20 protein-coding genes are annotated in these 25,430 nt (G+C 61.0%); 6 read left to right on the top strand and 14 right to left on the bottom strand.

The window, feature by feature from the left end; all coding sequences use genetic code 11:
* Window positions 1–15: 15 nt before the first annotated feature.
* From LDZ28_RS02740 to LDZ28_RS02765, 6 genes are all read right to left on the bottom strand, one after another.
* Window positions 16–1,686, bottom strand: a complete 1,671-nt coding sequence (locus LDZ28_RS02740; protein WP_244827204.1) for an ABC transporter substrate-binding protein — start codon at window positions 1,684–1,686, stop codon at window positions 16–18.
* 115 nt (window positions 1,687–1,801) lie between these two features.
* Entirely contained in the window at window positions 1,802–2,281 is a 480-nt protein-coding gene (locus LDZ28_RS02745; RefSeq protein ID WP_244827205.1) for a cupin domain-containing protein, read from the bottom strand.
* Window positions 2,282–2,408: 127 nt separating this feature from the next.
* Entirely contained in the window at window positions 2,409–4,514 is a 2,106-nt protein-coding gene (gene fusA, locus LDZ28_RS02750; RefSeq protein ID WP_244827206.1) for an elongation factor G, read from the bottom strand.
* 260 nt (window positions 4,515–4,774) lie between these two features.
* A complete protein-coding gene (locus tag LDZ28_RS02755; protein WP_370652125.1) occupies window positions 4,775–5,317 on the bottom strand; it encodes a DUF192 domain-containing protein in 543 nt (180 codons plus the stop codon).
* A gap of 235 nt (window positions 5,318–5,552) precedes the next feature.
* The gene (locus LDZ28_RS02760; RefSeq protein ID WP_244827208.1) at window positions 5,553–5,756 is read right to left on the bottom strand and encodes a hypothetical protein; all 204 of its coding nucleotides are present in this window, start codon (window positions 5,754–5,756) and stop codon (window positions 5,553–5,555) included.
* 358 nt (window positions 5,757–6,114) lie between these two features.
* Window positions 6,115–6,687, bottom strand: coding sequence for a pseudouridine synthase (locus tag LDZ28_RS02765; RefSeq protein WP_244827971.1), 573 nt, complete (start codon window positions 6,685–6,687; stop codon window positions 6,115–6,117).
* 238 nt (window positions 6,688–6,925) lie between these two features.
* Between LDZ28_RS02765 and icd the strand changes: the two genes are divergently transcribed.
* Window positions 6,926–8,182: an NADP-dependent isocitrate dehydrogenase gene (icd, locus tag LDZ28_RS02770; RefSeq protein WP_244827209.1), complete on the top strand. Its 1,257-nt coding sequence runs from the start codon at window positions 6,926–6,928 to the stop codon at window positions 8,180–8,182.
* Window positions 8,183–8,342: 160 nt separating this feature from the next.
* Here the strand turns inward: icd and LDZ28_RS02775 are convergent, their stop codons facing one another.
* Window positions 8,343–8,549, bottom strand: a complete 207-nt coding sequence (locus tag LDZ28_RS02775; protein ID WP_244827210.1) for a cold-shock protein — start codon at window positions 8,547–8,549, stop codon at window positions 8,343–8,345.
* Window positions 8,550–9,071: 522 nt separating this feature from the next.
* Here LDZ28_RS02775 and clpS point away from each other — a divergent pair.
* Window positions 9,072–9,386: an ATP-dependent Clp protease adapter ClpS gene (gene clpS / locus LDZ28_RS02780; RefSeq protein ID WP_244827211.1), complete on the top strand. Its 315-nt coding sequence runs from the start codon at window positions 9,072–9,074 to the stop codon at window positions 9,384–9,386.
* A complete protein-coding gene (gene clpA / locus LDZ28_RS02785; RefSeq protein ID WP_244827212.1) occupies window positions 9,383–11,686 on the top strand; it encodes an ATP-dependent Clp protease ATP-binding subunit ClpA in 2,304 nt (767 codons plus the stop codon). Before clpS ends, clpA begins: the two co-directional genes overlap by 4 nt.
* A 74-nt stretch (window positions 11,687–11,760) precedes the next feature.
* Here clpA and LDZ28_RS02790 read toward each other — a convergent pair whose 3' ends face one another.
* From LDZ28_RS02790 to LDZ28_RS02820, 7 genes are all read right to left on the bottom strand, one after another.
* On the bottom strand, window positions 11,761–14,271 hold the full coding sequence (locus LDZ28_RS02790; protein WP_244827213.1) for a hypothetical protein: 2,511 nt from the start codon (window positions 14,269–14,271) through the stop codon (window positions 11,761–11,763).
* Window positions 14,272–14,629: 358 nt separating this feature from the next.
* A complete protein-coding gene (gene dut, locus LDZ28_RS02795) occupies window positions 14,630–15,076 on the bottom strand; it encodes a dUTP diphosphatase (protein WP_244827214.1) in 447 nt (148 codons plus the stop codon).
* On the bottom strand, window positions 15,073–16,092 hold the full coding sequence (locus LDZ28_RS02800; protein ID WP_244827215.1) for an LLM class flavin-dependent oxidoreductase: 1,020 nt from the start codon (window positions 16,090–16,092) through the stop codon (window positions 15,073–15,075). Before LDZ28_RS02800 ends, dut begins: the two co-directional genes overlap by 4 nt.
* Before the next feature lie 4 nt (window positions 16,093–16,096).
* The gene (gene coaBC, locus LDZ28_RS02805; RefSeq protein ID WP_244827216.1) at window positions 16,097–17,314 is read right to left on the bottom strand and encodes a bifunctional phosphopantothenoylcysteine decarboxylase/phosphopantothenate--cysteine ligase CoaBC; all 1,218 of its coding nucleotides are present in this window, start codon (window positions 17,312–17,314) and stop codon (window positions 16,097–16,099) included.
* A 54-nt stretch (window positions 17,315–17,368) separates the two neighbouring features.
* Window positions 17,369–17,875 (bottom strand): signal peptidase II, encoded by a 507-nt coding sequence (gene lspA, locus LDZ28_RS02810; protein ID WP_244827217.1) that lies wholly within the window; start codon window positions 17,873–17,875, stop codon window positions 17,369–17,371.
* Window positions 17,875–20,706 carry an isoleucine--tRNA ligase gene (gene ileS / locus LDZ28_RS02815; protein ID WP_244827218.1) on the bottom strand — a complete coding sequence of 944 codons (2,832 nt, stop codon included), beginning with the start codon at window positions 20,704–20,706 and terminating at the stop codon, window positions 17,875–17,877. The genes lspA and ileS overlap by 1 nt, the downstream gene beginning before the upstream one ends.
* A 90-nt stretch (window positions 20,707–20,796) precedes the next feature.
* Window positions 20,797–21,792 (bottom strand): bifunctional riboflavin kinase/FAD synthetase, encoded by a 996-nt coding sequence (locus LDZ28_RS02820; protein ID WP_244827219.1) that lies wholly within the window; start codon window positions 21,790–21,792, stop codon window positions 20,797–20,799.
* 150 nt (window positions 21,793–21,942) lie between these two features.
* Here LDZ28_RS02820 and purN point away from each other — a divergent pair, with 150 nt between their 5' ends.
* Genes purN through LDZ28_RS02835 form a run of 3 tightly spaced genes read left to right on the top strand, consistent with a single transcriptional unit; the run spans window position 21,943 to window position 25,279 of the window.
* A complete protein-coding gene (purN, locus tag LDZ28_RS02825; protein ID WP_244827220.1) occupies window positions 21,943–22,593 on the top strand; it encodes a phosphoribosylglycinamide formyltransferase in 651 nt (216 codons plus the stop codon).
* On the top strand, window positions 22,590–23,903 hold the full coding sequence (locus tag LDZ28_RS02830; protein ID WP_244827221.1) for an RsmB/NOP family class I SAM-dependent RNA methyltransferase: 1,314 nt from the start codon (window positions 22,590–22,592) through the stop codon (window positions 23,901–23,903). Before purN ends, LDZ28_RS02830 begins: the two co-directional genes overlap by 4 nt.
* Window positions 23,903–25,279 (top strand): mechanosensitive ion channel family protein, encoded by a 1,377-nt coding sequence (locus LDZ28_RS02835; RefSeq protein WP_244827222.1) that lies wholly within the window; start codon window positions 23,903–23,905, stop codon window positions 25,277–25,279. The genes LDZ28_RS02830 and LDZ28_RS02835 overlap by 1 nt, the downstream gene beginning before the upstream one ends.
* The last annotated feature ends 151 nt before the right edge of the window (window positions 25,280–25,430 follow it).

Genomic DNA, 25,430 nt, shown 5'->3' on the forward strand with positions numbered 1-25,430 from the left:
CCTCGCGAACCTCCTTTAAGCCGCCGACACCGTCGCCCGGTCGAACCACATCTGCGAAATCGCATTGAAGCGCACGCCCGAAACATTGGCGCGCGTGACGATCAGCTGGTCGTAGAAGTACGGGATGATCACGGGCGTTTCATCGAGCAACAGACGCTGAATGTCGCCCGACACTTTCTTCTGCGATGCCACGTCGAGCGAGGCCACGAACTGCGCGACGAGTTTGTCGTAAGCCGGATTCTTGAAGTGCGCCGCGTTCCAGGTGCCGTCGCTCGTGAGCGGCGCGTTGAGGAACACGTTCGGCACGCCGCGATGCCCGTAGTCCGTGATGCCGAGCGGCGAATCCAGCCAGTCCGACTTGCCGAACGTGCCCGAGCCGTAATACAGATCCTGACTTTCGACCTTCAGCGTGATGCGGATGCCCACGGCCTTGGCCGCATTCTGCACGACGACCGCGAGGTCAGGAATCTCCATGTACTTTTCGGTCGTGAGCGTGATGTCGAAGCCGTTCGCCACGCCTGCCTCGCCGAGCAGTTGCTTGGCCTTCGCAACATCGAGATGGCGCTGCGGCACGGAAAGATCGCTCGACGGAAACACGGGCGCAAACGGGCTGTCGTTGCCGACGGTCGCGCGGCCCTTGAACAACCCTTTCACGATGACTTCGCGATTGATCGCCAGCGCCAGCGCCTGGCGCACGCGCTTGTCCTTGAACGGGCCGGTGTCGCAGCGCATGTGAATCTGCCGATGCGAGCTCGACTTCGCGCCCAGCACCTTGAACTGCGAGTTGCTCAGGATCGAAACGCCGCCTTGCACGGTGAAGTCGCCCATGACGTCGGCCTGGCGGCCTTGCATGGCAAGAAGCTGCGCCTGATGGTCCGCATAGAACGAGAAGTTCACGCGGTCCGGCAGCGCTTTCGCGCCCCAGTAGTCGGGATTGCGCACGAACGACGCGCCCACTTTCGGCGTGTACTTTTCGAGCTTGAACGCGCCCGTGCCCATGAAGGTCTTCTCGTACGAACCCGTGAAATTCGCCGGGAGAATGACGGCGTTGTAGTTGTCGGACGAAACGTAGTAGGGGAAATTGCCGTTGGGCGCGTCCAGATGAAACTCGACGGTGTGATCGTCGATGGCCTTCGCGGAATCCTTCGACAGCACGCCTTTTAGAACCGAGAGCGCGGCCGAACCGGCGTTCGGATCGGCCAGGCGGTTGAAGGTCGCGGCCACGTCCTTGGCGGTCATGGTCTGGCCGTCGTGGAACTTCACGTTTTGGCGCAGCTTGAAAGTCCAGACATCGCCCTTCGCATTCGACGACCACAACAGCGCGAGCGCCGGATTGAGCGCGAGCTTTTCACTGTCGTCGTCGATCAGGAATTCGCCTGTCTGATTGATGAGCGCGAGACCCGAGGCATCGGTGACGGTGAGCGGATCGACGGCGCCCGCGGGCGTCAGGTGCGCCACGCGAATGGTCGCGCCCGGCTTGGCCGCGGCCTGAGCGCGAGCGTTCGTCGCGCCGAGTCCAAGCAAGCCGCCAGCCGAAAGCGCGATACCCAGCACGCTCGCATGACGCAATAACTCGCGGCGCGTAAGCCGGCCTGCCTTGAATTCGTCGATCGCATGATTACCCAGTTCGCCCGCATGAGTGCGCGCTGCGTCGAGGTGATGTGCGTCGGTCGAGGATTTCTTCATCGGTGGTCGTTCCGTATGCGGGTTGTCGTTATGCGTTCGGCCACGCGAAAAGCGTTGCCGCGTCGTTTCGAGGAAGCAAGGAACGGGCCGCATGCCAAGGCGTGCGGCCGGTATGTCAATGATCGTGCGGATGCTTGTGGATCGGGTCGACCCAGAAGACTTCCTCGGGCGCTTCCACGGCATCGATATTCAGGTTCACGACGACGGCTTCGTTGTCGCTGCGCACGAGCACGCATTCGAGCGGATCGTCGGTGCTCGCGTTGATTTCCTGATGCGGCACGTAAGGCGGCACGAAGATGAAGTCGCCCGGACCGGCTTCGGCGGTGAATTCGAGGTGTTCGCCCCAGCGCATGCGCGCCTGTCCGCGCACGACGTAGATCACGCTTTCGAGCGCGCCATGATGATGCGCGCCGGTCTTCGCATTCGGATGGATCGTGACCGTGCCCGCCCAGATTTTCTGCGCACCGACGCGCGCCGCATTGATCGCGGCCGCGCGGTTCATGCCCGGCGTCTGCGCGGTGTTGGTGTCGAGCTGGTCGCCCTTGATGACCTTGACGCCGTGCTCGCGCCAATCGGTGTGATGTGCGTCGCTCATAGTGGTCGTGATGGTCGTGGTGATCGCGTCGGGTTTGTCGTTTTGGTCTGCGGATAAAAAAAGTCCGTTGCCGCCGCCAACAACGCGCGAGCAACGGACTTCCGATATTACACGTCTTAAGCGGCGATCATTTTCCTTTGGAATTGATGATCGCTTCGGACACGTTGGACGGCGTCTCGGTGTAGTGCTTGAACTCCATCGTGTAGGTCGCGCGGCCTTGCGTGAGCGAACGCAGCGAAGTGGAGTAGCCGAACATCTCGGCCAGCGGCACCTCGGCGCGCACGATCTTGCCGCCGCCGCCCGCGATATCGTCCATGCCCTGCACGATGCCGCGACGGCTCGACAGATCGCCCATCACGTTGCCCATGAACTCCTCGGGCGTTTCCACTTCGACGGCCATGGTCGGTTCGAGCAGCACCGGCCGCGCGCGGCGCATCGCTTCCTTGAACGCGATGGAGCCTGCCATGCGGAAGGCGTTTTCGTTCGAATCGACATCGTGATAGGAACCGAAGGTCAGCGTTACTTTGGTGTCGACGACAGGATAGCCCGCCAGCACGCCTGCCTTGAGCGTTTCCTGAATGCCCTTGTCGACCGCCGGGATGTATTCGCGCGGAATCACGCCGCCCTTGATGGCATCGAAGAATTCATAGCCCTTGCCCGGGTCCGGTTCGAGCGTGATGACCGCGTGGCCGTATTGGCCGCGCCCGCCCGACTGCTTGACGAACTTGCCTTCCACGTCAGTGACCTTGTTGCGCACCGTCTCGCGATACGCCACTTGCGGCTTGCCGACCGTCGCTTCGACGCCGAACTCGCGCTTCATCCGGTCGACGAGAATTTCAAGGTGCAGTTCGCCCATGCCGGAGATGATGGTCTGACCGGATTCCTCGTCGCTCGTGACGCGGAATGAAGGATCTTCCTGCGCAAGCCGGTTCAGCGCGATACCCATCTTTTCCTGGTCGGCCTTCGTCTTCGGCTCGACGGCCTGCGAGATCACCGGTTCCGGGAAGATCATCCGTTCGAGGATGATGACGTGGTTCGGATCGCAGAGCGTGTCGCCCGTGGTCGCTTCCTTGAGACCGACCGCCGCCGCGATGTCGCCCGCGCGCACTTCCTTGATTTCCTTGCGCTCGTTGGCGTGCATCTGCAGGATACGGCCGAGGCGTTCCTTCTTTTCCTTCACCGGGTTGTAGACCGTATCGCCGGAATTCACGACGCCCGAATACGTGCGGAAGAAGATCAACTGGCCGACGAACGGGTCCGTCATGATCTTGAAGGCGAGGGCGGCGAACGGCTCGTCATCGCTCGGATGGCGTTCCGCTTCCTGGTCGTCTTCCGTATGGCCAAGGATGGCGGGCACGTCCACCGGCGACGGCAGATAGTCGATCACCGCGTCGAGCATGGCCTGCACGCCCTTGTTCTTGAACGCGCTGCCGCAAAGCATCGGCACGATTTCGTTCGCGATGGTGCGTTGTCTGAGCGCCGCCTTGATTTCTTCCTCGGTCAGGCTTTCGTGGTTCTCGAGGTACTTTTCGAGCAGTTCCTCGTTGGCTTCGGCGGCGGCCTCGACCATCTTGCCGTGCCATTCGTGCGCGAGTTCCTTGAGGTTGTCGGGAATCTCCGCATAGGTGAACTTGATGCCCTGGCTGTCGTCGTCCCAGAGAATGGCCTTCATCTTCACGAGATCGACCACGCCCTGAAAGTGATCTTCCGCGCCGATGGGAATCTGAATCGGCACGGCCACGCCCTTCAGACGCTCGCCGATTTGCCGCTGCACGCGGAAAAAATCCGCGCCGACGCGGTCCATCTTGTTGACGAACGCAATGCGCGGCACCTTGTACTTGTTCGCCTGACGCCACACGGTTTCCGACTGCGGCTGCACGCCGCCGACCGAGTCGTAGACCATGCACGCGCCATCGAGCACGCGCATCGAGCGTTCGACTTCGATGGTGAAGTCGACGTGTCCCGGCGTATCGATGATATTGATGCGGTGTTCAGGATAATTGCCCGCCATGCCTTTCCAGAAGGCCGTGGTTGCAGCCGACGTGATCGTGATGCCGCGCTCCTGCTCCTGTTCCATCCAGTCCATCGTGGCCGCGCCGTCGTGCACCTCGCCGATCTTGTGCGTCACGCCGGTGTAGAAAAGAATGCGCTCGGTGGTGGTGGTCTTGCCGGCGTCGATGTGAGCGCTGATGCCGATATTCCGGTAGCGCTCGATGGGAGTCTTGCGGGGCACGTGAACCTCCTTTGGAGTAGTAAGCCCTGGCGGCATGCGCATATTCCGTGCACGCCGCCACACGATTGCCGTCCGGGCTCGCAACGGCATCGCGATAATCTTTTCAGGATAGCGCGTTGGCAAGGTCTTTGCAGGAAACTCGCTGGAACGCTCCTGCGGCAATCGAAAAGGCTCGGAGACGGCCATATGCGGCCGGTATGGACGAAAAAAAAGGCGCGTTCACGTGACGCGCTTCTTTATCTTTCCAGCGATTGCCGCGATTACTGTGCGGCCGGCAAGCCCGAAATCTTCGTTCCCGGCTTGATGCCTTTGGCCGTGAACCAGCCCTTGCTCATTTCGAGGGCATAAACGCCGTTGTTGCGCGGGCAATGGTTGTTCTCGGTTTCGGCTTGCATCTCGTCGATGTCGGTGACGGTGCCATCCGCGCGAATGAACGCGATCGACAGCGGGATCAGCGTGTTCTTCATCCAGAAGCAGTGGACCGCGTTTTCTTGAAACACGAAGAGCATGCCTTCGTTCGATGCAAGCTGCGTGCGATACATGAGGCCTTGCTCGCGATCAGCGTCGTTGGCGGCGACAGCGGCATCGATCACGAACATGCCGGCGGTGAGTCTTGCGCGGGGGAAATCGGAAGGCTGCTTGGCACCGGGCGGCATGGTCTGCGCTTGTGCAAGCGGCATTGCCGCAAACGGCAATAACAACGCAATAGTTAATGCTCGCACGGCGGCAAGCGCGCGGCTCGCAATGCGCGAACGCCAATTTGAATGATTCGGACCGAATGAAGACTTCAAGGCATGAAACAACGGAATCACGACGATGCTCCTTATCAAGAATCGATGCGCCGAGAATCCGGCAGGCTCACGGCAAACTCGCGAATGTTACTCGAAGCGCGTGCCATGAGGCGAGTCGATAAAACAAAAGGGCAGATGCCGTGTTGGCCATCTGCCCTTCAACGCCGTAAAGACGGCGATATTGCTCGTTATTGATTTTGCAGGTACTGCAACATCGAACTTCGCTATACCGCCTCTTACAACGAACTTACTGAGCTGCCGAAGCGGCTTCCGGTGCCGAAGCGGCAGCCTTCTTGTGCGCGTGCTTCTTCGAGCTCTTGTGCGACTTGTGGGCCTTCTTTGCCGGTGCCGACGAAGCAGCAGCCGGAGCAGCAGCTTCCGGTGCCGATGCTTGTGCGAATGCAGCCGTTGCGAACAGGCCAGCGACGAGAGCAGCGATCAGTTTGTTCATTTGTGAATCCTCTAGCTTGAGTTGATTAACCAAACGACCCGGTCATGGAGTCATGTCGGTAAACGAGCCATCCACCTTTCGGTTGACAGTCGTATCGATGATTTGGTCTTCGATACAGCTGTGAGCGCTTTGACCTTTCAAATACCCTGGAGCACACAGCATATTCAATTGGTTTATCGCTCATGCCGGATAGCTTTGTTCGGCATCTGCGGTCCTTAACGCATCGCGTGAAGACTCGGTTGACGTCGTTTCAAAGAGATTTGCGAACGCGCGGCAAAAAGTATCTCGGCGCTTTGCACGCGTGGTTACAGAACACGCCATTTAAACGCACGACGTGACGCTTATCGTCGATAAAGCTTTAAGCGCGTCGCCACGGCGCGCGCGCATTCACCTCGATGCATTCGCCCGGCGCGAGTCCGAGCGCGAAGATATCGAGTGCGCCGACAGCCACGCGCACGAGCCGCAACGTCGGATAGCCCACGGCTGCGGTCATGCGCCTGACCTGCCGGTTCTTGCCCTCGGTGATGGCGAGCTCGATCCACGTCGTGGGGATTGCCGCGCGATAGCGGATCGGCGGATTGCGCGGCCAGAGCGCGTCGCTATCTTCTTGGGCGACGAAGGCGCATTGGCACGGACGCGTCACGTAGTCGCCCAGATCGACGCCTTTCGCGAGATGCGCGAGCGCGGCATCGTCAGGGGCGCCTTCCACTTGCGCCCAATAACGCTTGACGAGCTTGTGACGCGGCTCCGCAATACGCGCCTGCAACGCGCCATCGTCGGTGAGTAAAAGCAGGCCTTCGCTGTCGGCGTCGAGCCGGCCCGCCGGGTACACGCCCGGCGTCTTTACCCAGTCGCCGAGCGAGGGACGCGTCTCGTGCGCGGAAAACTGGCAGATGGTGCCGAAGGGTTTATTGAGCGCGATGAGCGGCATCGGAGGAAGGCGCGGCGGAATTCGAAGCGGCATCTTAATGCATAATGAGCCGCCCCCAATCCTGACGCGAGCCGACGCAAGCGCGACGCCAGGCCTCGAACGGCGACCGGCTGTACTCGCGCGTGGTTAGAATGCTGTTCTGGCCATGCTCGCGGGCGCCGTCGACTTTCATGGTCCGCGAATCGTCCGCACTATCGCGCCAGCTTCCATTCGAGCCCGGCCTTCTTTGGAGTCGACCATGCCGTATCAGCACATCCAGGTTCCGGCGGACGGTGAAAAGATCACCGTCAACGCGGATTACTCGCTCAACGTCCCGGATCAGCCGATCATCCCGTATATCGAGGGTGACGGTACGGGCGTCGACATCACGCCGGTCATGATCAAAGTGGTCGATGCGGCGGTCGAGCGGGCCTACGGTGGCAAGCGCAAGATTCAATGGATGGAGATCTTCGCGGGCGAGAAGGCGACGCGCGTCTACGGTCCCGATGTCTGGCTGCCGGACGAAACGCTCGACGTGGTGAAGGAGTACCTCGTGTCCATCAAGGGACCGCTCACGACGCCGGTGGGCGGCGGCATTCGCTCGCTCAACGTCGCGCTGCGCCAGCAGCTGGACCTCTACGTTTGTCTGCGGCCGGTGCGCTACTTCAAAGGCGTGCCTTCGCCCGTGCGCGAGCCGGAAAAGGTCGACATGGTGATCTTTCGCGAGAACTCGGAAGACATCTATGCGGGCGTCGAGTGGCCCGCCGAATCGCCGGAAGCGAAGAAGGTCATCCAATTTCTGCGCGAGGAAATGGGCGTGAAGAAGATCCGCTTTCCGGACTCGTCGGGGCTCGGCATCAAGCCGGTGTCGCGCGAGGGCACCGAGCGGCTCGTGCGCAAGGCAATTCAATACGCCATCGACAACGAGCGCCGCTCGGTTTCTCTCGTGCACAAGGGCAACATCATGAAGTTCACCGAGGGCGCGTTCCGCGATTACGGCTATGCGCTCGCGCAGAAGGAGTTCGGCGCGGAACTGATCGACGGCGGCCCTTGGATGAAGGTGAAAAATCCGAAGACGGGTGGCGATATCGTCGTCAAGGACGTGATCGCGGATGCGTTCCTTCAGCAGATTCTTTTGCGCCCCGCCGAATACGACGTGATCGCCACGCTGAACTTGAACGGCGATTACATTTCCGATGCGCTCGCAGCACAAGTTGGCGGGATCGGCATTGCGCCGGGCGCCAATATGTCGGACTCGGTTGCAATGTTCGAAGCCACTCACGGCACCGCGCCGAAGTACGCCGGCAAGGATTATGTGAATCCGGGATCGGAAATTTTGTCCGCTGAGATGATGCTGCGTCATCTCGGCTGGACCGAGGCGGCGGATCGAATCATCGATTCAATGGAACAATCCATTCTGTCCAAACGCGTTACTTACGACTTCGCGCGTCTCATGGAAGGCGCGACGCAAGTTTCATGTTCGGGTTTCGGCGAAGTAATGATCGAGAATATGTGACTGCGCGGCCGCAACGAATCACCGGTATTTGCATTAAAACCCTAAGGGCTTAAAGTCTTTGGGTTTTTGTCTTTGGTAAAACGCGTAGAAACAGGCAATAAAAAAACCCGGCCTGGGCCGGGTTTCAAAGGCTTTGCGCTTCTTACGGTCAGTCCGCGTCTCAGACAGTGTCCTGGATGTTTGAAGCCTGCTTGCCCTTCGGTCCCTGGACGATCTCGAAGGAGACCTTCTGGCCTTCCTTGAGCGTCTTGAAACCGTTCATTTGAATCGCCGAGAAATGTGCAAACAGATCCTCGCCGCCTTCATCGGGCGTGATGAATCCGTAACCTTTCGCGTCGTTAAACCATTTGACCGTACCAGTAGACATTCGTACATCCCCTCTAACTCTCGTCGCAACCAGAGCACGCTCGAAAAGCTCGTCGGCCACCCCACTTTGTGAACCGCGTCCTCCTCACTAGCTCACCTCGGCTCTTTTTCTATTTCCGGAGGCCCCCGGAAAAAAGTGCCAGTTTGATTGTTGAATCTCTTAAATCGGGTGTCAAGGAAATTTTGAGATGGCCGTTAAGCTCGTTGTGTATGTCGCATTCGTAGGGTAATTCCTGCATTGCGTGTGCGCAGCCGCCCAAGCAAGCCATCTTGAAAAGTCGCATAATCGTCTCACTTGTGTGGTAACCCGGCGGCCCCCGGCACCCGGCGTGCAGTTTGTTTTTTTTGAAGCTGTGCGATACTGGTTTCAACGAGGTGCAAGCGGGCCGCGCTGACGTGATAAGCAGCGGCAGGATTGAATGGACGTTCCATCTGCGAGCGTTGCAGCCAGCAGTAACATCGACCGGGTGACCGGCGCTGGTGCGACGATTGCGATGGAGTCGGTGTTGTTTAGAATGGGTGTATGGCGACAAATCCCAACAAGCAGGACGGCACGGTACTTGAGCGGCAGGAGCAGAAGCTCAAGCAGCCGGCGATGTACAAGGTAGTGCTGCTGAACGACGACTTCACGCCGATGGAATTCGTCGTGATGATCGTGCAGGAATACTTCAATAAGGATCGTGAGACTGCGACGCAGATCATGCTGAAGGTTCATCGCGAAGGCAGGGGAGTTTGTGGGGTCTACACGCGAGACATTGCGTCGACCAAAGTTGAGCAAGTCGTTAGCCATGCACGGCAGGCGGGTCATCCGCTGCAGTGCGTGATGGAGGAAGCATGATTGCCCAGGAACTGGAAGTCAGTCTGCACATGGCGTTTATGGAAGCACGTCAGGCGCGGCATGAGTTCATTACGGTCGAGCATCTCTTGCTCGCCCTTTTGGACAATCCGACCGCGGCTGAGGTGTTGCGTGCCTGCGCAGCCAACATTGAAGATTTGCGTCAGAACCTGCGCAATTTCATTCATGACAACACGCCGACCGTGCCCGGCACGGACGACGTCGATACTCAGCCGACGCTTGGTTTCCAGCGCGTGATTCAACGCGCGATCATGCATGTGCAATCGACCTCGAACGGCAAGAAGGAAGTGACCGGCGCGAATGTGCTCGTCGCGATCTTCGGCGAGAAGGATTCGCATGCGGTCTACTACCTGCAACAGCAGGGCGTGACGCGTCTCGATGTCGTGAATTTCATTTCGCATGGTATTGCCAAGAGCAGTAGCGGCGATGCGGCCAAGGCGAGCAGCGAGGCGAATCCGGAGTCGGAAGACGCCGCGGCGCAGAAGGAAACGCCGCTCGCGCAATTCACGCAAAATCTCAACCAAAGCGCGAAGGACGGCAAGATCGATCCGCTGATCGGCCGCGAGTCCGAAGTCGAGCGCGTGGTGCAGGTGCTGTGCCGTCGCCGCAAGAACAATCCGCTGCTGGTCGGCGAAGCGGGCGTGGGGAAGACCGCGATTGCGGAAGGCCTCGCCTGGCGCATCACGCGCGGCGAAGTGCCGGACATTCTGGCCGACGCTCAGGTCTACTCGCTCGATATGGGCGCGTTGCTGGCGGGCACGAAGTATCGCGGCGATTTCGAGCAGCGTCTCAAGACGGTATTGAAGGAACTGAAAGAGCGTCCGCACGCCATTCTGTTCATCGACGAAATTCATACGCTGATCGGCGCTGGCGCGGCTTCGGGCGGTACGCTCGACGCGTCGAACCTGCTGAAGCCGGCGTTGTCGTCGGGGCAGCTGAAGTGCATTGGCGCGACCACGTTCACCGAATATCGCGGCATCTTCGAAAAGGACGCGGCGCTTTCGCGGCGTTTCCAGAAGGTCGATGTCACCGAGCCTTCGGTCGAGCAGACGGTTGCGATTCTGCGCGGTTTGAAGTCGCGTTTCGAAGAGCACCACGGCGTGAAGTATTCGTCGGGCGCGCTGTCGGCGGCGGCTGAACTGTCGGCGCGCTTCATCACGGATCGTCATCTGCCGGACAAGGCGATCGACGTGATCGACGAAGCGGGCGCGGCCCAGCGCATTTTGCCGAAGTCGAAGCAGAAGAAGACTATTGGAAAGAGCGAGATCGAAGAGATCATCTCGAAGATCGCGCGCGTCCCGCCGCAAAGCGTGTCGCAGGACGATCGCAGCAAGCTGCAGACGCTCGATCGCGACCTGAAGGCGGTCGTGTTCGGTCAGGACCCGGCTATCGATGCGCTGTCGGCGTCGATCAAGATGGCGCGTGCGGGTCTTGGCAAGATGGACAAGCCGATCGGCGCGTTCCTGTTTTCCGGCCCGACCGGTGTCGGCAAGACCGAAGTCGCGAAACAACTGGCGTTCACGCTGGGTATCGAGTTGTTGCGCTTCGACATGTCGGAATACATGGAGCGTCACGCGGTGAGCCGGTTGATCGGCGCGCCGCCGGGCTACGTCGGGTTCGACCAGGGCGGTTTGCTGACCGAGGCCGTCACGAAGAAGCCGCATTGCGTGCTGCTGCTGGACGAAATCGAGAAGGCGCATCCGGACATCTACAACGTGCTGTTGCAGGTGATGGACCACGGCACCTTGACCGACAACAATGGCCGCAAGGCGGACTTCCGCAACGTCATCATCATCATGACGACGAACGCGGGCGCCGAGGCCATGGGCAAGGCGGTGATCGGTTTCACCGCGAAGCGCGAGTCGGGCGACGAAATGGCCGACATCAAGCGGATGTTTACGCCTGAGTTCCGCAACCGGCTGGATCAGATCATCAGCTTCCGTTCGCTGGACGAGGAAATCATCCTGCGCGTGGTCGACAAGTTCCTCATGCAACTGGAAGATCAGCTGCACGAGAAGAAGGTCGACGCGGTCTTTACCGACGCCCTGCGCAAGCATTTGGCGAAACACGGTTTCGATCCGCTGATGGGCGCGCGACCGATGCAGCGTCTGATTCAGGACACCATCCGCCGCGCACTCGCCGACGAGTTATTGTTCGGCAAGCTGCTGAACGGTGGTCGCGTGACGGTGGACGTCGATGCGGAAGACAAGGTGCAACTGACCTTCGACGAAAACACGGCTCCGCCGCGTAATCCGAATCCGGAAGCGATCGAGGTAGATTGAGTTTTTTGCGGTTGAAGACAAAAACGGCGCGGATTGAATCCGCGCCTTTTTTTTTACGCGTCTCGCCCAGATTCCTAGTGATCGAGCGAGATCGGGTTATCCATGTAGACATTCAGCTTCTGTCTGGTCCACGGTTCCGGGTTGCCTATGGTCGTGACGATGCCCGTCGTCGCGCCGCCGCCGAGCAACAAGGTGAAAATGCCACGCAGTGGAAAGTCGCCGTAGAGGGGGTTGGTGATATCGAACGGCTCGGAGCGCGTGAACATGTCCGCGACCGTGTTGCCCATGTATTGCGTGAACGCGTCCGGGAAAGGCAGCGCAAGCACGGTTGCATTGACGTGGCTTGCATCCGAGCCGATTGCCGGATCGCCGAGAATGCAGCTTCCGCCCGTGCCCCAGTGCTGTGAATCGAACGGGTCCGCGACCGGGTCGTCAATGGTCGGGATGTGGCTGGCCGGAATTTGCCACGGCATCACGGGCAACTTGAGCGCACGACTGACGGCCTTGCAAAAGTCGAAAAAGCGATCCCATTCGCGTGGGCCGTAGCAATAGCCATTTTCGTAGGCGCGCTGAGTGAAGTCGTCGGCTTCATACCGGTCGATAGCCAGAAAGTCGGGCTTGTACGGCTCGTCGTAGACGCCAAGGCTCTGGACGTAGCTCGCGGTCTGCTGCGCCATTTGCGCGGGATCGACGTCAGCCTCGTAGATCCATTCCGAGTAGCCCACACCCCAAAGGTTGATCTGCCAGCCGAAAGTCACCTTGGGCGCGATGGTGCGCGTCAGCCAGTTCACGGCCAGCACATAGCCTTTGATGTCCTCCGTGACGTTTGCGGGAATCGTGGCGGTGACCTGCCAGTGATCGAGCGCGGTCTGCAGCGGCGCGCGTACCGGCATCGCGTAAGTTGGAGCATATTTACCCTGCTCGCATGAGCCGAGGAAGTCAGGATTCACGATGAATCCCGCCGGCACCGGATGCGCGCTGTCGATTGCCTCGTTCGCGATATTGAGCGCCAGAATGTAGTTCGCGAAGCTGTGTGCGTGAGCGTCCGCGTTCGCCAACTGGTCCGGCGTGTCGCCAAGCGACAAGTTGCAGGTGTAGGACACCATTACGGGCAGCACCGGCTGCACACTGCCCAAGTCGTCCTCCACTGAACGGGCAAGCGAGATCGTCGCGCGGGTCTGAGGGTCGTCCGTCAGATACGTGCTGGCGTCGCCAGCGCCGTCCGTTCCGGCATAACAGAAGATCGAAGTTGCGCGTGCAGCGACGAAATCCGCTTCATTGCTCGGCACGAGATCTGTACAGCCGCCGAACGACAGATAGTTCGGAAAGCCGGGCACGGTGAGATTGGCGGAGGTCGTAATGCTCACATCGAGATGCGCGCTCTCGTCGTTCGTCACGTTGAGCGAGGACGGTGCCTCGACGACATAGACCACGCCCGCGAGAAGGAAATCGCCCGCCGTCGTGCTATAGCTGCCTGGCTGTATCGGAACGGCGAATGCCGTCTGTTGCGACTTGGCGGATACGTTCTGCACATAGGTCATGGAACCGCCCGTCAGACGCAATTCGATCGCATGATCGACCGCATCCTGAGCCGTGATATTGATCGGCAGCTCGACATAGCCCGTGGTGGGGACGTTCGAGGTGGTGATCATCGAATCACTGATCGTCAACGTTTGCAGTGCGTTCGTCAGCGTGACGAGCGGCACCGAGAACGAGTATTCGACATTATTGAGCGCGACGTTTTGAATCGAGACTCGTGCGCTGCCCGAGGGTGGCAGCTTGCGTAGCGAAACGACGCTGTTCGTCCGGGTGTCGAATAATGCGAGCGTCGCGCCGGTCTCGATGTCGTTCACCGTCACATGAAGCGTTTCGGTCGAAAGGCCGGTAAGCGCGCCAAACGAGAGATCGAGCGAACAGTAATATTCGACCGGACCAAAGCTCGCTTTAAGCGACGAGGTTTGACCCGCCACGATCTTGACGGTCGACTGGTCCACGAGCAACGGAGCGAGGACCGTCTCATCGCCCGTGACAACAGGGTTGGCTATCACGCTATACGTGCCTTGTTCCAGTTCGGACGTACACGTCTGGTCATAGCAAAGGACGACGGTGACGGCCGCGTCCCCCTGAGTCAGCGTGAGTGTGGGAAGCACACCGGACAGAGCGGGATCGGGCGCGGCCGGACACGTGATTGACAGGGTTCCTTCGATATCGGGCGACTGGTCCGCCGCGAAGGTGAACGAATTGAGCCACGTGTCGGGGCTGGCTACCAGATTCCCATTGATGCCGATGGTGATCTGATCCGCCGGCTGCATCGTGTAGGACGTGGTGTAGTCGATCGTCACGGTGGCGTCGAAAGTGCCGTCGCCCAGTTGCGAAACGTCGGCGGTAATGTCTCCGATCACGTACACGGCATACGCTGGCGTGATTGCCGTAGCGTCGATATTGGCTGGGGAGTGAAAGTTGAACGCAAGATAGTTGTCGACCGTGACCGCGCTGTCGTCTTCATAGCGCAGGTTGGAGACGATGATCGTGCCGTACCATTCATTGGCGCCCGCACCGACGACTGCATCATATTTGATCTGCATGTTCTTGCTCCATCCGTTATTTCGGCTGGAATCATTATCAATTCGATATACGAAATAATAACGAGCCGATTTGTGAACTTACTTTATTTAAGTACGTACAACGAACTAATTGGAATGTGTCTTGTTTGTCGGCTCCTAGAACAATCAAGATATTGGGAATCTCGATAGCCGCTGCCAGCTTATCGAGGCGTGGTGCCGAACACCTTTAAATCAGTTCGACACCCGATTTATAGGTGGCGGAAATAAATGCCAGAATGGGAGAAATCCGAGATTTGCGCACCGTATCGGGGCGCGCGCCGGTGATGGCGCTCGGAATATAAAACGACTGATTGGGCCGTTGCAGCCCGACCTATGCGGCTTAGTGCTTGCCCGTGCTACCGAAACCACCCGCGCCACGCGCGCTGGCATCGAAATCATCGACGATATTGAACTGTGCCTGCACCACCGGCACGATCACCAATTGCGCAAGACGCTCCATCGGATTCAACGTAAATGCAGTGTCCCCGCGATTCCACGTCGATATCATCAGTTGCCCTTGATAATCCGAATCGATCAGACCGACCAGATTGCCAAGCACGATGCCATGCTTATGACCGAGTCCTGATCGCGGCAGAATCAGCGCCGCATAACCGGGGTCCGCGAGATGAATGGCGAGGCCAGTGGGCACGAGTACGGTTTGATGCGGCTCGATGACCATCGGCTCGTCCAGACACGCGCGCAGGTCGAGGCCCGCGCTGCCAGGCGTGGCATACGCGGGCAGGAAATCGCGCATGCGCGCATCGAGAATCTTGACGTCGAGGTTCATACGTTCTTTTGAGCGTGGCGGCCGAGTTCGAATGCCTCGGCGAGAAGTTGATAGGACCGAGTGCGCGCGGCATAGCTGCCGGCGACTGTGAGCACGATGAGTTCATCGGCGTCGAATTGCTCTTGCAGCGCATGCAGCTTCTCCGTCACGCGCTCTGGCGTGCCGATGATACTGCGCGCTTTCTCATGCGCGATCACTGCGAGCTCGCGTTCGCCGTAGACCTGCGAGATGCCCTGCGCAATCGACGGAATAGGCTGATTCAAACCATAAGCCATTTGCACGCGCCGCAGATCCACCGCGCGTTCGAGCGCATCGGCTTCCTTGTCGGTATCGGCGCAAATCACGAAAACGGCCGCGGCGAGATAAGGCTTCTCCTCGTGGCCGGCCGTGAAACGCTCACGATAAGCCTCCGCCACGCGATGCCCATACTGCGCGTTGATGAAGTGCGCAAACGCAAAGCGAATGCCGAGTTGCGCGGCGAGCAAGCCGCCGAAATCACTGGAGCCGAGCATCCACAGTTGCGGACGCGTTTCGATCTGCGGCTGAAGCAGCACGCCTTTCGCGAGTGAATCGTCGGGCAGTTCGCCTTTGAAAAGCGCGACGAGTTCGGCCACTTGTTGCGGGAAAATGTCGCCGCGATTGTATGAACCCGCGGCCACCGCCTGCGCCGTGCGCATGTCGCCGCCCGGCGCGCGCCCGACACCCAAGTCCACGCGATTCGGAAACAGCGCTTCGAGCATCAGGAACTGTTCGGCCACCTTGAACGAACTGTAGTAGGGCAGCATGACACCGCCCGAACCAATGCGGATACGCTTCGTGAGACTTCCGATACGCGCGAGCATCACTTCCGGACACGGGTTCGACACACCGTACAAACCGTGATGCTCCGCGCACCAGTAGCGCGTGTAGCCGAGGTCGTCCGCGAGTTGCGCGAGGTCGAGCGTGGCCGCGATGGCATCCGCGGTCGAGTGACCGTGGATCACAGGCGTCTGGTCTAAAACCGAGAGCTTTGTCATGGGCTTAGGAGAGGATCGAGCCGCCGCCGCGTGGCGCGCGTTTCGCTATTTCGCCGATCAGCGTGCGAGCAAGCGTCTCTTTGTCGGCGCGCGGCAAGGGTGTCGCGCCGGATGCTTCGAAGAGTACGACTTCGTTGTCGTCGCGGCCGAACGTGAGCGGACCGAGATTGCCGATCAGAAGCGGCACGTTTTTGCGCTTGCGCTTCTCTTCGCCGTGAACGTCAAGATCGCCGCTTTCCGCCGCGAAGCCGACGCAATAGGGCGGGTTCGACTGCTTGGCCACCAGCGCAAGAATGTCCGGATTCTCGACGAACTCGAATGATGGCAACGGCTGACCCGCGACCTTCTTGATCTTGTGCTCGCTGACATGATCCACACGCCAGTCCGCGACCGCCGCCACCGCGATGAAAATGTCCGCATCGGGCGTGGCCTGCATGACGGCGTCATGCATCTGCATGGCCGTCTGCACGTCTTGCCGATACACGCCCCAAGGTGTTGGCAGCGAAACGGGCCCCGCCACCAGATGCACGTCCGCGCCGGCTTGCGCCGCCGCACGCGCGAGCGCGAAGCCCATCTTTCCTGATGAACGGTTCGTGACGCCGCGCACGGGATCGAGCGGCTCGAAAGTCGGGCCGGCCGTGATGAGCACGCGCTGGCCGCGCAGAATCTTCGGCTGGAAGAAGGCGCAGATGGCTTCGAACGTGGCTTCGGGTTCGAGCATGCGTCCGTCACCGACCTCGCCGCACGCTTGCGAGCCCGAATCTGGTCCCAACACCTCGATGCCATCCCCGCGAACCTGCGCGACGTTGCGCTGCGTGGCCGGGTATTGCCACATCTGCTTGTTCATGGCGGGCACGACGAGCAGCGGACAATCGCGTGCAATGCACAAGGTCGAGAGCAGGTCGTCGCACATGCCGTGCGCGAGTTTCGCGAGAAAGTCGGTGGATGCGGGCGCGATGACGATGGCATCCGCCTCGCGCGAAAGATCGATATGCGGCATGTTGTTCGGCATGCGCGCGTCCCATTGCGAGGTGTAGACGGGACGGCCCGACAACGCCTGCATGGTGACTGGCGTGATGAACTGCGTGGCTGCTTCCGTCATCACGATTTGCACGGTCGCGCCCGCCTTGATCAAGAGGCGCGTGAGTTCCGCGATCTTGTAGCAGGCGATACCGCCGGTGAGGCCAAGCACCAAATGCTTACCCGTGAGTTCGCTAGTCAACTTGCCTCCATCGATGCGAGACGCGCGGCTCTCTGTAAAGCCGCGCCGGAAACATCAGCGCGAACCGCGCACGCGCCGCAGTTCGTCGAACACGAGCAGGACCGCGCCGACCGTAATCGCGCTGTCGGCAAGGTTGAACGCGGGCCAGTGCCACGCGCGCACGTGAAAGTCCAGAAAGTCGATCACGTGACCATAAGCGATACGATCGATCACGTTGCCGATCGCGCCGCCCATGATGAGCGCAAGCGCCGTGCAGAAGAGCCGTTGCGCCGCGTGCTTCTTGAGCAGATAGCCAATCACGACAGCAGCCACCACGCCCAGCGCCGTGAACGCCCAGCGCTGCCAGCCGCCCGCCGCCGCGAGAAAGCTGAAGGCGGCGCCGCGGTTATAGACGAGGAACAGGTTGAAGAAGGGCGTGAGCGCGTGCGGTTCGCCGTAAGCGAAAATCTTCTGCACCGCGATCTTGGTCAACTGATCGAACAGAATGACGATCAGCGCGACGCCGAGCCACGGCGCAAGTGAGCCACTACCGGAAGTTTGTTTCGACATCGTTCGAACCATTATGCCGCGCCCCGCGTTTCGCCAGCGCCGAAAAGGTTGGAGAAGCAGCGGCCGCACAGTCCCGGATGATCCGCGTGCGAGCCGACATCCGCGCAGTAGTGCCAGCAGCGCTCGCACTTGAGATAGCTCGATGCGCTCACGTCCACGCCTTCTTCCGCTTCGCTCGCCACGCGCTCGAGCGCCGCCGATGACGTGATCAGCACGAAGCGCAACGCATCGCCGAGACTGGCGAGCGCGTCATAACGCGCGCCGCTTGCGCGCACGAGCACCTCGGCTTGCAGCGACGAGCCGATCAGATTGGCCGTCCGCGCTTCTTCCAGCGCCTTCGTCACGTCGCCGCGCGCGTTGCGGATGAGCGTCCACGTATCGAGCAATTCGCCCGCGTTCGCCACTTCCGGATACGCGTGATAGACCTCGGTGAAGATGGTTTCCTGACCGGGCTTGAGCACCTTGTACGCCTCTTCCGCCGTGAACGACAAATACGGCGCGATGAGCCGCAGCAAGCCATGCGCGATGTGATAAAGCGCCGTCTGCGCGCTGCGGCGCTCGCGTGAATCGGGCTTCGTCGTGTAAAGACGATCCTTCAGCACGTCGAGATAGAAGCCGCCCAGGTCTTCCGAGCAGAACGTGGCGATCTTGGCGACGACCGGGTGGAACTCGTATTTCTCGTAATGCGCGAGCGCGTCGTCCTGCAGATTGCGCGACAGCGCGATCGCGTAACGATCGATTTCGAGCCAGTCTTCGACCGGCAACGCGTTCTTCTCGAAGTCGAAGTCGGACAGATTGGCGAGCAAGAAGCGCAGCGTGTTGCGGATACGCCGGTACGTCTCCGTCACGCGCTTCAGGATTTCCTCGGAGATCGCAAGCTCGCCGGAATAGTCCGTCGATGCGATCCACAAGCGAATGATTTCCGCGCCCAGACGGTTCGCCACCTCGTGCGGATCGACGCCATTGCCGAGCGACTTCGACATCTTGCGGCCTTCGCCATCGACCGTGAAGCCGTGCGTGAGAAGCGCGTCGTAGGGCGGGCGGCCGTCGAGCATGGATGCCGTCAACAGCGACGAATGGAACCAGCCGCGATGCTGGTCCGAACCTTCGAGATACAGGTCCGCCGGGAATTGCAGCGAGTCCTTGTGCGAGCCGCGCAGTACGTGCCAATGAGTAGTGCCGGAGTCGAACCAGACGTCGAGCGTGTCGCGGTTCTTTTCGTACATGTTGGCGTCGTCGCCGATCAGCTCGCGCGGGTCCAGCGCCTGCCACGTTTCTATCCCGCCTTGCTCGACGCGCTTCGCGACTTCCTCGAGCAATTCGAGCGTGCGCGGATGCAGTTCGCCCGTTTCCTTGTGCACGAAAAACGCCATGGGCACGCCCCACTGACGCTGACGCGAAAGCGTCCAGTCCGGGCGATTCGCGATCATGCTGTAAAGGCGCTGCTTGCCCCACGACGGATAGAACGCCGTGTTCTCGACGCCTTCCAGCGCGGTCTCGCGCAGCGTCTTGCCGCCGTCCTTCGGCGTCACGTCCATGCCTGCGAACCATTGCGAGGTCGCGCGATAGATGATCGGCGTCTTGTGGCGCCAGCAATGCATGTAGCTGTGCGTGTACTTCTCGGTCTTGAGCAGCGAGCCCGCGCCTTCGAGCGCCTCGATGATCTGCGGATTCGCGTCCCAGATCGACAGTCCGCCGAAAAGCGGCAGCGATTCGATATAGCGGCCGTCGCCCATGACGGGGCTGACGATGTCGGAGTCCGACATGCCGTGCGCCTTGCACGACACGAAGTCTTCCACGCCGTACGCTGGCGACGAGTGCACGACGCCCGTGCCGCTTTCTGTCGTCACGTACTCACCGAGATACACGGGCGCCGTGCGCTTGTAGCCCGGATGCGCCGCCGCGAGCGGATGACGAAACCGCAGGTTCGCGAGCTTCGCACCGGTCGTCGTGGCGATGACTTCGCCCGGCAAGCCGTAGTTCTGCAGGCATGCCTCGACGCGCTCTTGCGCGAGGATCAGAAGGCCCCGCGGGGTATCGACGAGTGCGTAGACGATCTCCGGATGCACGTTCAGCGCCTGATTGGCGGGAATGGTCCAGGGCGTGGTCGTCCAGATGACGATGCCGCCTTCAGCCTTCGGCAACGCGGGCAAACCAAACGCCTGCGCGGTCTTTTCGGGTTCGGCGAACGCGAACAGCACGTCGATGGTCGGATCGGTCTTGTCCTTGTATTCGACTTCCGCTTCGGCCAGTGCCGAGCCGCAGTCGAAACACCAGTTCACGGGCTTGAGGCCGCGGAACACGTAGCCCTTTTCCATGATCTTGCCGAGCGCGCGGATTTCACCGGCTTCGTTCGCGAAGTTCATGGTCTTGTACGGATTGTCCCAGTCGCCGAGCACGCCAAGACGCCGGAAACCGACCTTCTGTTTCTCGATCTGCTCGCTCGCATAAGCGCGCGCCTTCTGCATGACTTCCGTGGCCGGCAGCGACTTGCCGAACTGCTTTTCGATCTGGATTTCGATCGGCATGCCGTGGCAGTCCCAGCCCGGCACGTAGACCGCGTCGAAGCCCGCGAGATTGCGCGCCTTGACGATCATGTCCTTCAGAATCTTGTTGACCGCGTGACCCAGATGGATGTCGCCGTTCGCATACGGCGGGCCGTCGTGCAGGATGAACTTCTTGCGGCCCTTGCTGGCGGCGCGAATCTTCTCGTAGATTTTTTCGTCCTGCCATTCCTTCACCCACGCAGGTTCGCGCTTGGGCAAATCGCCGCGCATGGGGAACGGGGTGTCGAGCAGGTTGACGGGATATTTCGCAGCAGCTTTTTGTTTCTTGTCGCTCATGTGTGACTCGGTGAATTCGGTGAGACGGCGTCGCCGACGCGCGCAGTGATTCGAGAACGGGGCAGCGGGCGGCGCAAGGGCGCCGCGCGCTCACCTAATTCGGTCGGTGGCCGAAATGGCGAAGCCCGTCGCGCCGCTGCCCGCCGCGCTTGCCGGCGGCAGGCCGAAGTAGGCGCGCGCGCTGGCGACGTCCTTCGCGATGGCAACGGAAAGCGTTTCCAGGTCGACGTACTTTTCTTCGTCGCGCAGCTTCTTCAGGAATTCGACGCGCACGAGCTTGCCGTAGGCGTCGCCGTGCCAGTCGAGCACGAAGACTTCGAGCAGCACGCGGCCGGAGTCGTCGACGGTCGGGCGCAGGCCGAGACTCGCGACGGCGGGCAAGGGTTCATCGGCAAGCCCATGCACGCGCACGACGAAGATGCCGGCGAGCGCGGGCCGCTTGTGCGCAATCGGCACGTTGAGCGTGGGAAAGCCGAGATCGCGGCCAAGCTTGGCGCCATGCACGACGTGGCCGCTGATGACGTACGGACGGCCAAGCGCGAGTTGCGCGGCGTCGAGGTCGCCCGCGACGAGCGACGAGCGCACCGACGACGACGAAATGCGCGCGCCGTTCGGATGCGCGACGGTTGCCATCTGCTCGACTTCGAAGCCGTGTTTTTCCCCGGCTGCCTTGAGCGATTCGAAGTCGCCCGCGCGTTTGGCGCCGTAGCGGAAGTCGTCGCCGATCATGACCCAGCGCGCGTGCAGCCCGTTCACGATGATGTCTTCGACGAACTTGTCGGGCGGCTGGCTCGCGAACGTGTGATTGAAATGCTCGACCACCACGCGATCCACCCCATTCGTGCGCAGCGCTTCGAGCTTGTCGCGCAACATGGCGATACGCGGCGGCGCGCCCGCCGGATTGAAGAATTCGCGCGGGTGAGGCTCGAAGGTCATGACGCAGACCGGCAGCCCGCGTGCGTCCGCGGCGGCGCGCACGCGCGCGAGCAACGCCTGATGACCGCGATGGACACCGTCGAAGTTGCCGATGGTCAGCGCACAAGGCGACCGGCTTTCGGCATTGGGGAGGCCGCGAAAGACTCTCACGATAGACGTTGGTGGGTGGGCAGGGCTTGCGCCGCAAAGCGTTAGATTATAAACGCTCGCACGCATCGACGGGCGCGCGCGGCCGGATGCTGCGCGCTCGTCAATCGGATTGGCACGATTTTCGCCGTCGCCGAATGATAAAATCCGCGAATGAAAAATATCGTCATTCTGATCTCCGGACGCGGGAGCAACATGGAGGCCGTCGTGCGTGCTTGCGCGCGCGAAGGCTGGCCGGCTCGCGTTTGCGCGGTCGTTTCAAACCGGCCGGATGCCGCCGGGCTTGGCTTCGCGGCCGAGAACGGCATTCAAGGCGTGGTGGTGGATCATCGCGAATTCGACTCGCGTGAAGCGTTCGATGGCGCGCTCGCGCGGGAAATCGATCGATTCGAGCCGGATTGCGTGGTGCTCGCGGGCTTCATGCGGGTTCTGACAAATGCCTTCGTCGAACGCTATTCGGGGCGCATGCTCAATGTGCATCCGTCGCTCTTGCCGAGTTTCGCGGGCTTGCGCACGCATCAGCAAGCGCTCGATGCCGGCGTGCGCGTGCACGGCGCAAGCGTGCATTTCGTGACGCCCGAGCTGGATCATGGTCCGATCGTCGCGCAAGCCGCGGTGCCGGTCTTGCCCGGCGACGACGCCGCCACGCTCGCCGAGCGCGTGCTGGCCGTCGAACATGAGATTTACCCACGCGCGGTGCGCTGGTTCGTGGAAGGGCGTCTTGCCATCGAGGGAGAGCGCGTCGCGCTTCGTTCCTCTGAGCCACAGTGGCTCTTTGCCGACATTGCCGGGGAGGGCGCATGAGGCTGCATGGATTTTTGATTGGTCAAACCGAAACGCTGTTGGCGGACGTACTCCGCTTTTCAGGTCCCGCCGATGCCGCGACCAGCCGTTTCTTCCGCGCGCATCCGAAGCTCGGTCACAGCGAGCGCGGCGTGATCGCGGAGGCGGTGTTCGCCGTGCTGCGCCGGAAAATGGAGTTTTCGCATCTGGCCGAAAGCGGCAGCGGCAACCAGGCGCGGCGTCTCGCGCTGCTCGGACTGATGCAGACTGCCGGTCTCACCGCGCTCAAGCCGCACGTCTCGGCCGACGAATACCAATGGCTCGCGCAGGTATCGAAGATCGATCCCGCGAGCTTGCCGGTGCGCATACGCACGAACTTGCCGCAGTGGATCTACGAGGCCATGGCCAAGCGTTTCGACGCCGAGGAACTCGCCAAACTCGCGGCCGCGCTGAACTATCCGGCGCCGCTCGATCTGCGCACGAATCCGATCAAGGCGAGCCGCGATGTCGTTTTGAAAGCGCTGAGCGAAGCCGGCATCGACGCGGGCGAAATGCCGTTCGCGCCGTTCGGCGTCCGCGTGGACGGCAAGCCCGCGCTCACGCGCCTCGCGCCGTTCCAGGAAGGCTGGATCGAAGTGCAGGACGAGGGCAGCCAGTTGCTGTGCTCGCTGATGGCGCCGCGCCGTGGCGAGATGATCGTCGACTTCTGCGCGGGCGCGGGCGGCAAGACGCTGGCGCTTGGCGCAATGATGCGCTCGACCGGCCGTCTCTACGCGTTCGACGTCTCCGACCGGCGTCTCGCCAAACTCAAGCCGCGTCTTGCGCGCAGCGGGTTGTCGAACGTGAATCCGGTGCTGATCGACAGCGAACACGACGCGAAGATCAAGCGCCTCGCGGGCAAGATCGACCGCGTTCTCGTCGATGCTCCCTGCTCCGGCTTGGGCACGTTGCGTCGCAATCCCGACCTGAAGTGGCGGCAATCGCCCGCGACGGTTGCGGAACTCACGCCCAAGCAGCTCTCGATTCTCACGAGCGCGGCGCGCCTCGTCAAACCCGGCGGACGTCTCGTCTACGCGACGTGCAGCATGCTCGAAGCCGAAAACGAAGGCGTGGTGAAGCAGTTCCTGGAAGCGCATCCGAACTTCCGTGTCGTGCCCGCGCGCGATGTGCTGGCGGAACAGCGCATCGACCTCGACACGGGCGAGTTCTTGTCCTTGTGGCCGCACAAGCACGGCACCGACGGCTTCTTCGCCGCCGTGCTGGAACGCGTGCCCGACGCAAAATCGCCGAAGGCTTCCGCGGCGGAAGACGAAGCGCCTTCCGAAAGCTGATGCCGAACCGCATCCTGACGCATCTTTCCGAACGCCTGTTTCGCGACTTCGGCGAACCGGAGGTGCTGTGGCAGGTTGCGGTTCTGATCGGCCTGCTGGTCGTCGCGTGGTGGTGCGCGCGGCTGCTGCGCAAGCGGCTGGATGCGCGCCGCCAGTCGCGCTTCGAGGCGGTGCGCTTCGGCGCGGAGAGCCTGAACAAAGCGCTCTTTCCGCTGCTCGGCACGGTGTTCGTGACGGCCGCGCAACTGTTGCTCGCGCCGTTCATCCACACCGCGTTCTTGCGGCTCGCGCTGGTGCCGTTGTTGGGCATCACCGTCATCTATCTGATGTTCTACGTCGCGCGCCGCGTGTTCAGTCGCGACGGCACCGAGCACGAGGCGGGCGCGCTCCTCTTTCTGTTCGAAAAGCTCGTCACGACCATCGTCTGGGTCGTGATGCTGCTCACCGTAATGGGCATACAGGACGACGTCGTGCGCTGGATGGCGAGCGTGCGCTTCAATTTCGCCAACGCGCACATGACGTTGCTGTCGCTTGCCTCGGGCATGCTGTGGGTCTGCGTGACGCTGATCGTGGCGATGTGGGCCGGCGCGCTGCTCGACGACCGGCTGATGCGCTCCCGCTCACTCGACGCCAATCTCAAGGTCGTGCTCGGCCGCGTTGCGCGGGCACTGATGATCCTCGCGGCCATATTGGTGAGTCTGTCTATCGTCGGCATCGACATTACGGTGCTCGGCGTGTTCGGCGGCGCGCTCGGCGTGGGGCTGGGTTTCGGATTGCAGAAGATCGCGAGCAACTATGTCTCGGGCTTCATCATTCTGCTCGACCGGTCACTGCGGCTTGGCGACATGATCAACGTGAGCAACTATCAGGGCACGGTCACGCAGATTCGCACGCGCTATACCGTCGTTCGCGGACTCGACGGCATCGAAACGTTGATTCCGAACGAAAAACTCATCACCGACGTGGTACAGAACCATTCGTCGTTCCTGACGCGCGGCAACGCGAAGATTGCCGTGCAGGTGAGTTATCGCTCCGACGTGGAACGCGCGATGCTGTTACTCGTGGAGGCCACGCACGATGTCGACCGCGTGCTGCAGGACCCTGCGCCCGCCGCGTTGCTCGCCAGCTTTGGCGCTGACGGAATCAACCTGGAACTGAGTTTCTGGATCGAAGATGCCGCGAAGGGCACGGGCGGCGTCAAGTCGCAGGTAAATCGTCGTGTTTGGCGGTTATTCTGTGACAACGGCATTGAAATCCCCTACGCGCAACGCGAGATAAGGATTGTTGGCGACGCGCGCAATGCACCAGTCGACACGGTAGGAAATGCCGAAAGGCGCGGCGATGACGCCGCAGCGCCGGCCGGAGCCCCGGTTTGATGCTCGATCCGTTGATTTGGATCGACAACAGGCATTAAATCGGCGCGTGAGTTTTTGCGCGTTTTGTTACCATACAAGAAATTCTACCTTTACGACAAAGACTTGGAACGCATGCAGTAGAATGCGATCGAACTTGCGCGCGTTTCTTTCA

The organism is Caballeronia sp. TF1N1, assembly GCF_022878925.1.
GTDB lineage: Bacteria > Pseudomonadota > Gammaproteobacteria > Burkholderiales > Burkholderiaceae > Caballeronia.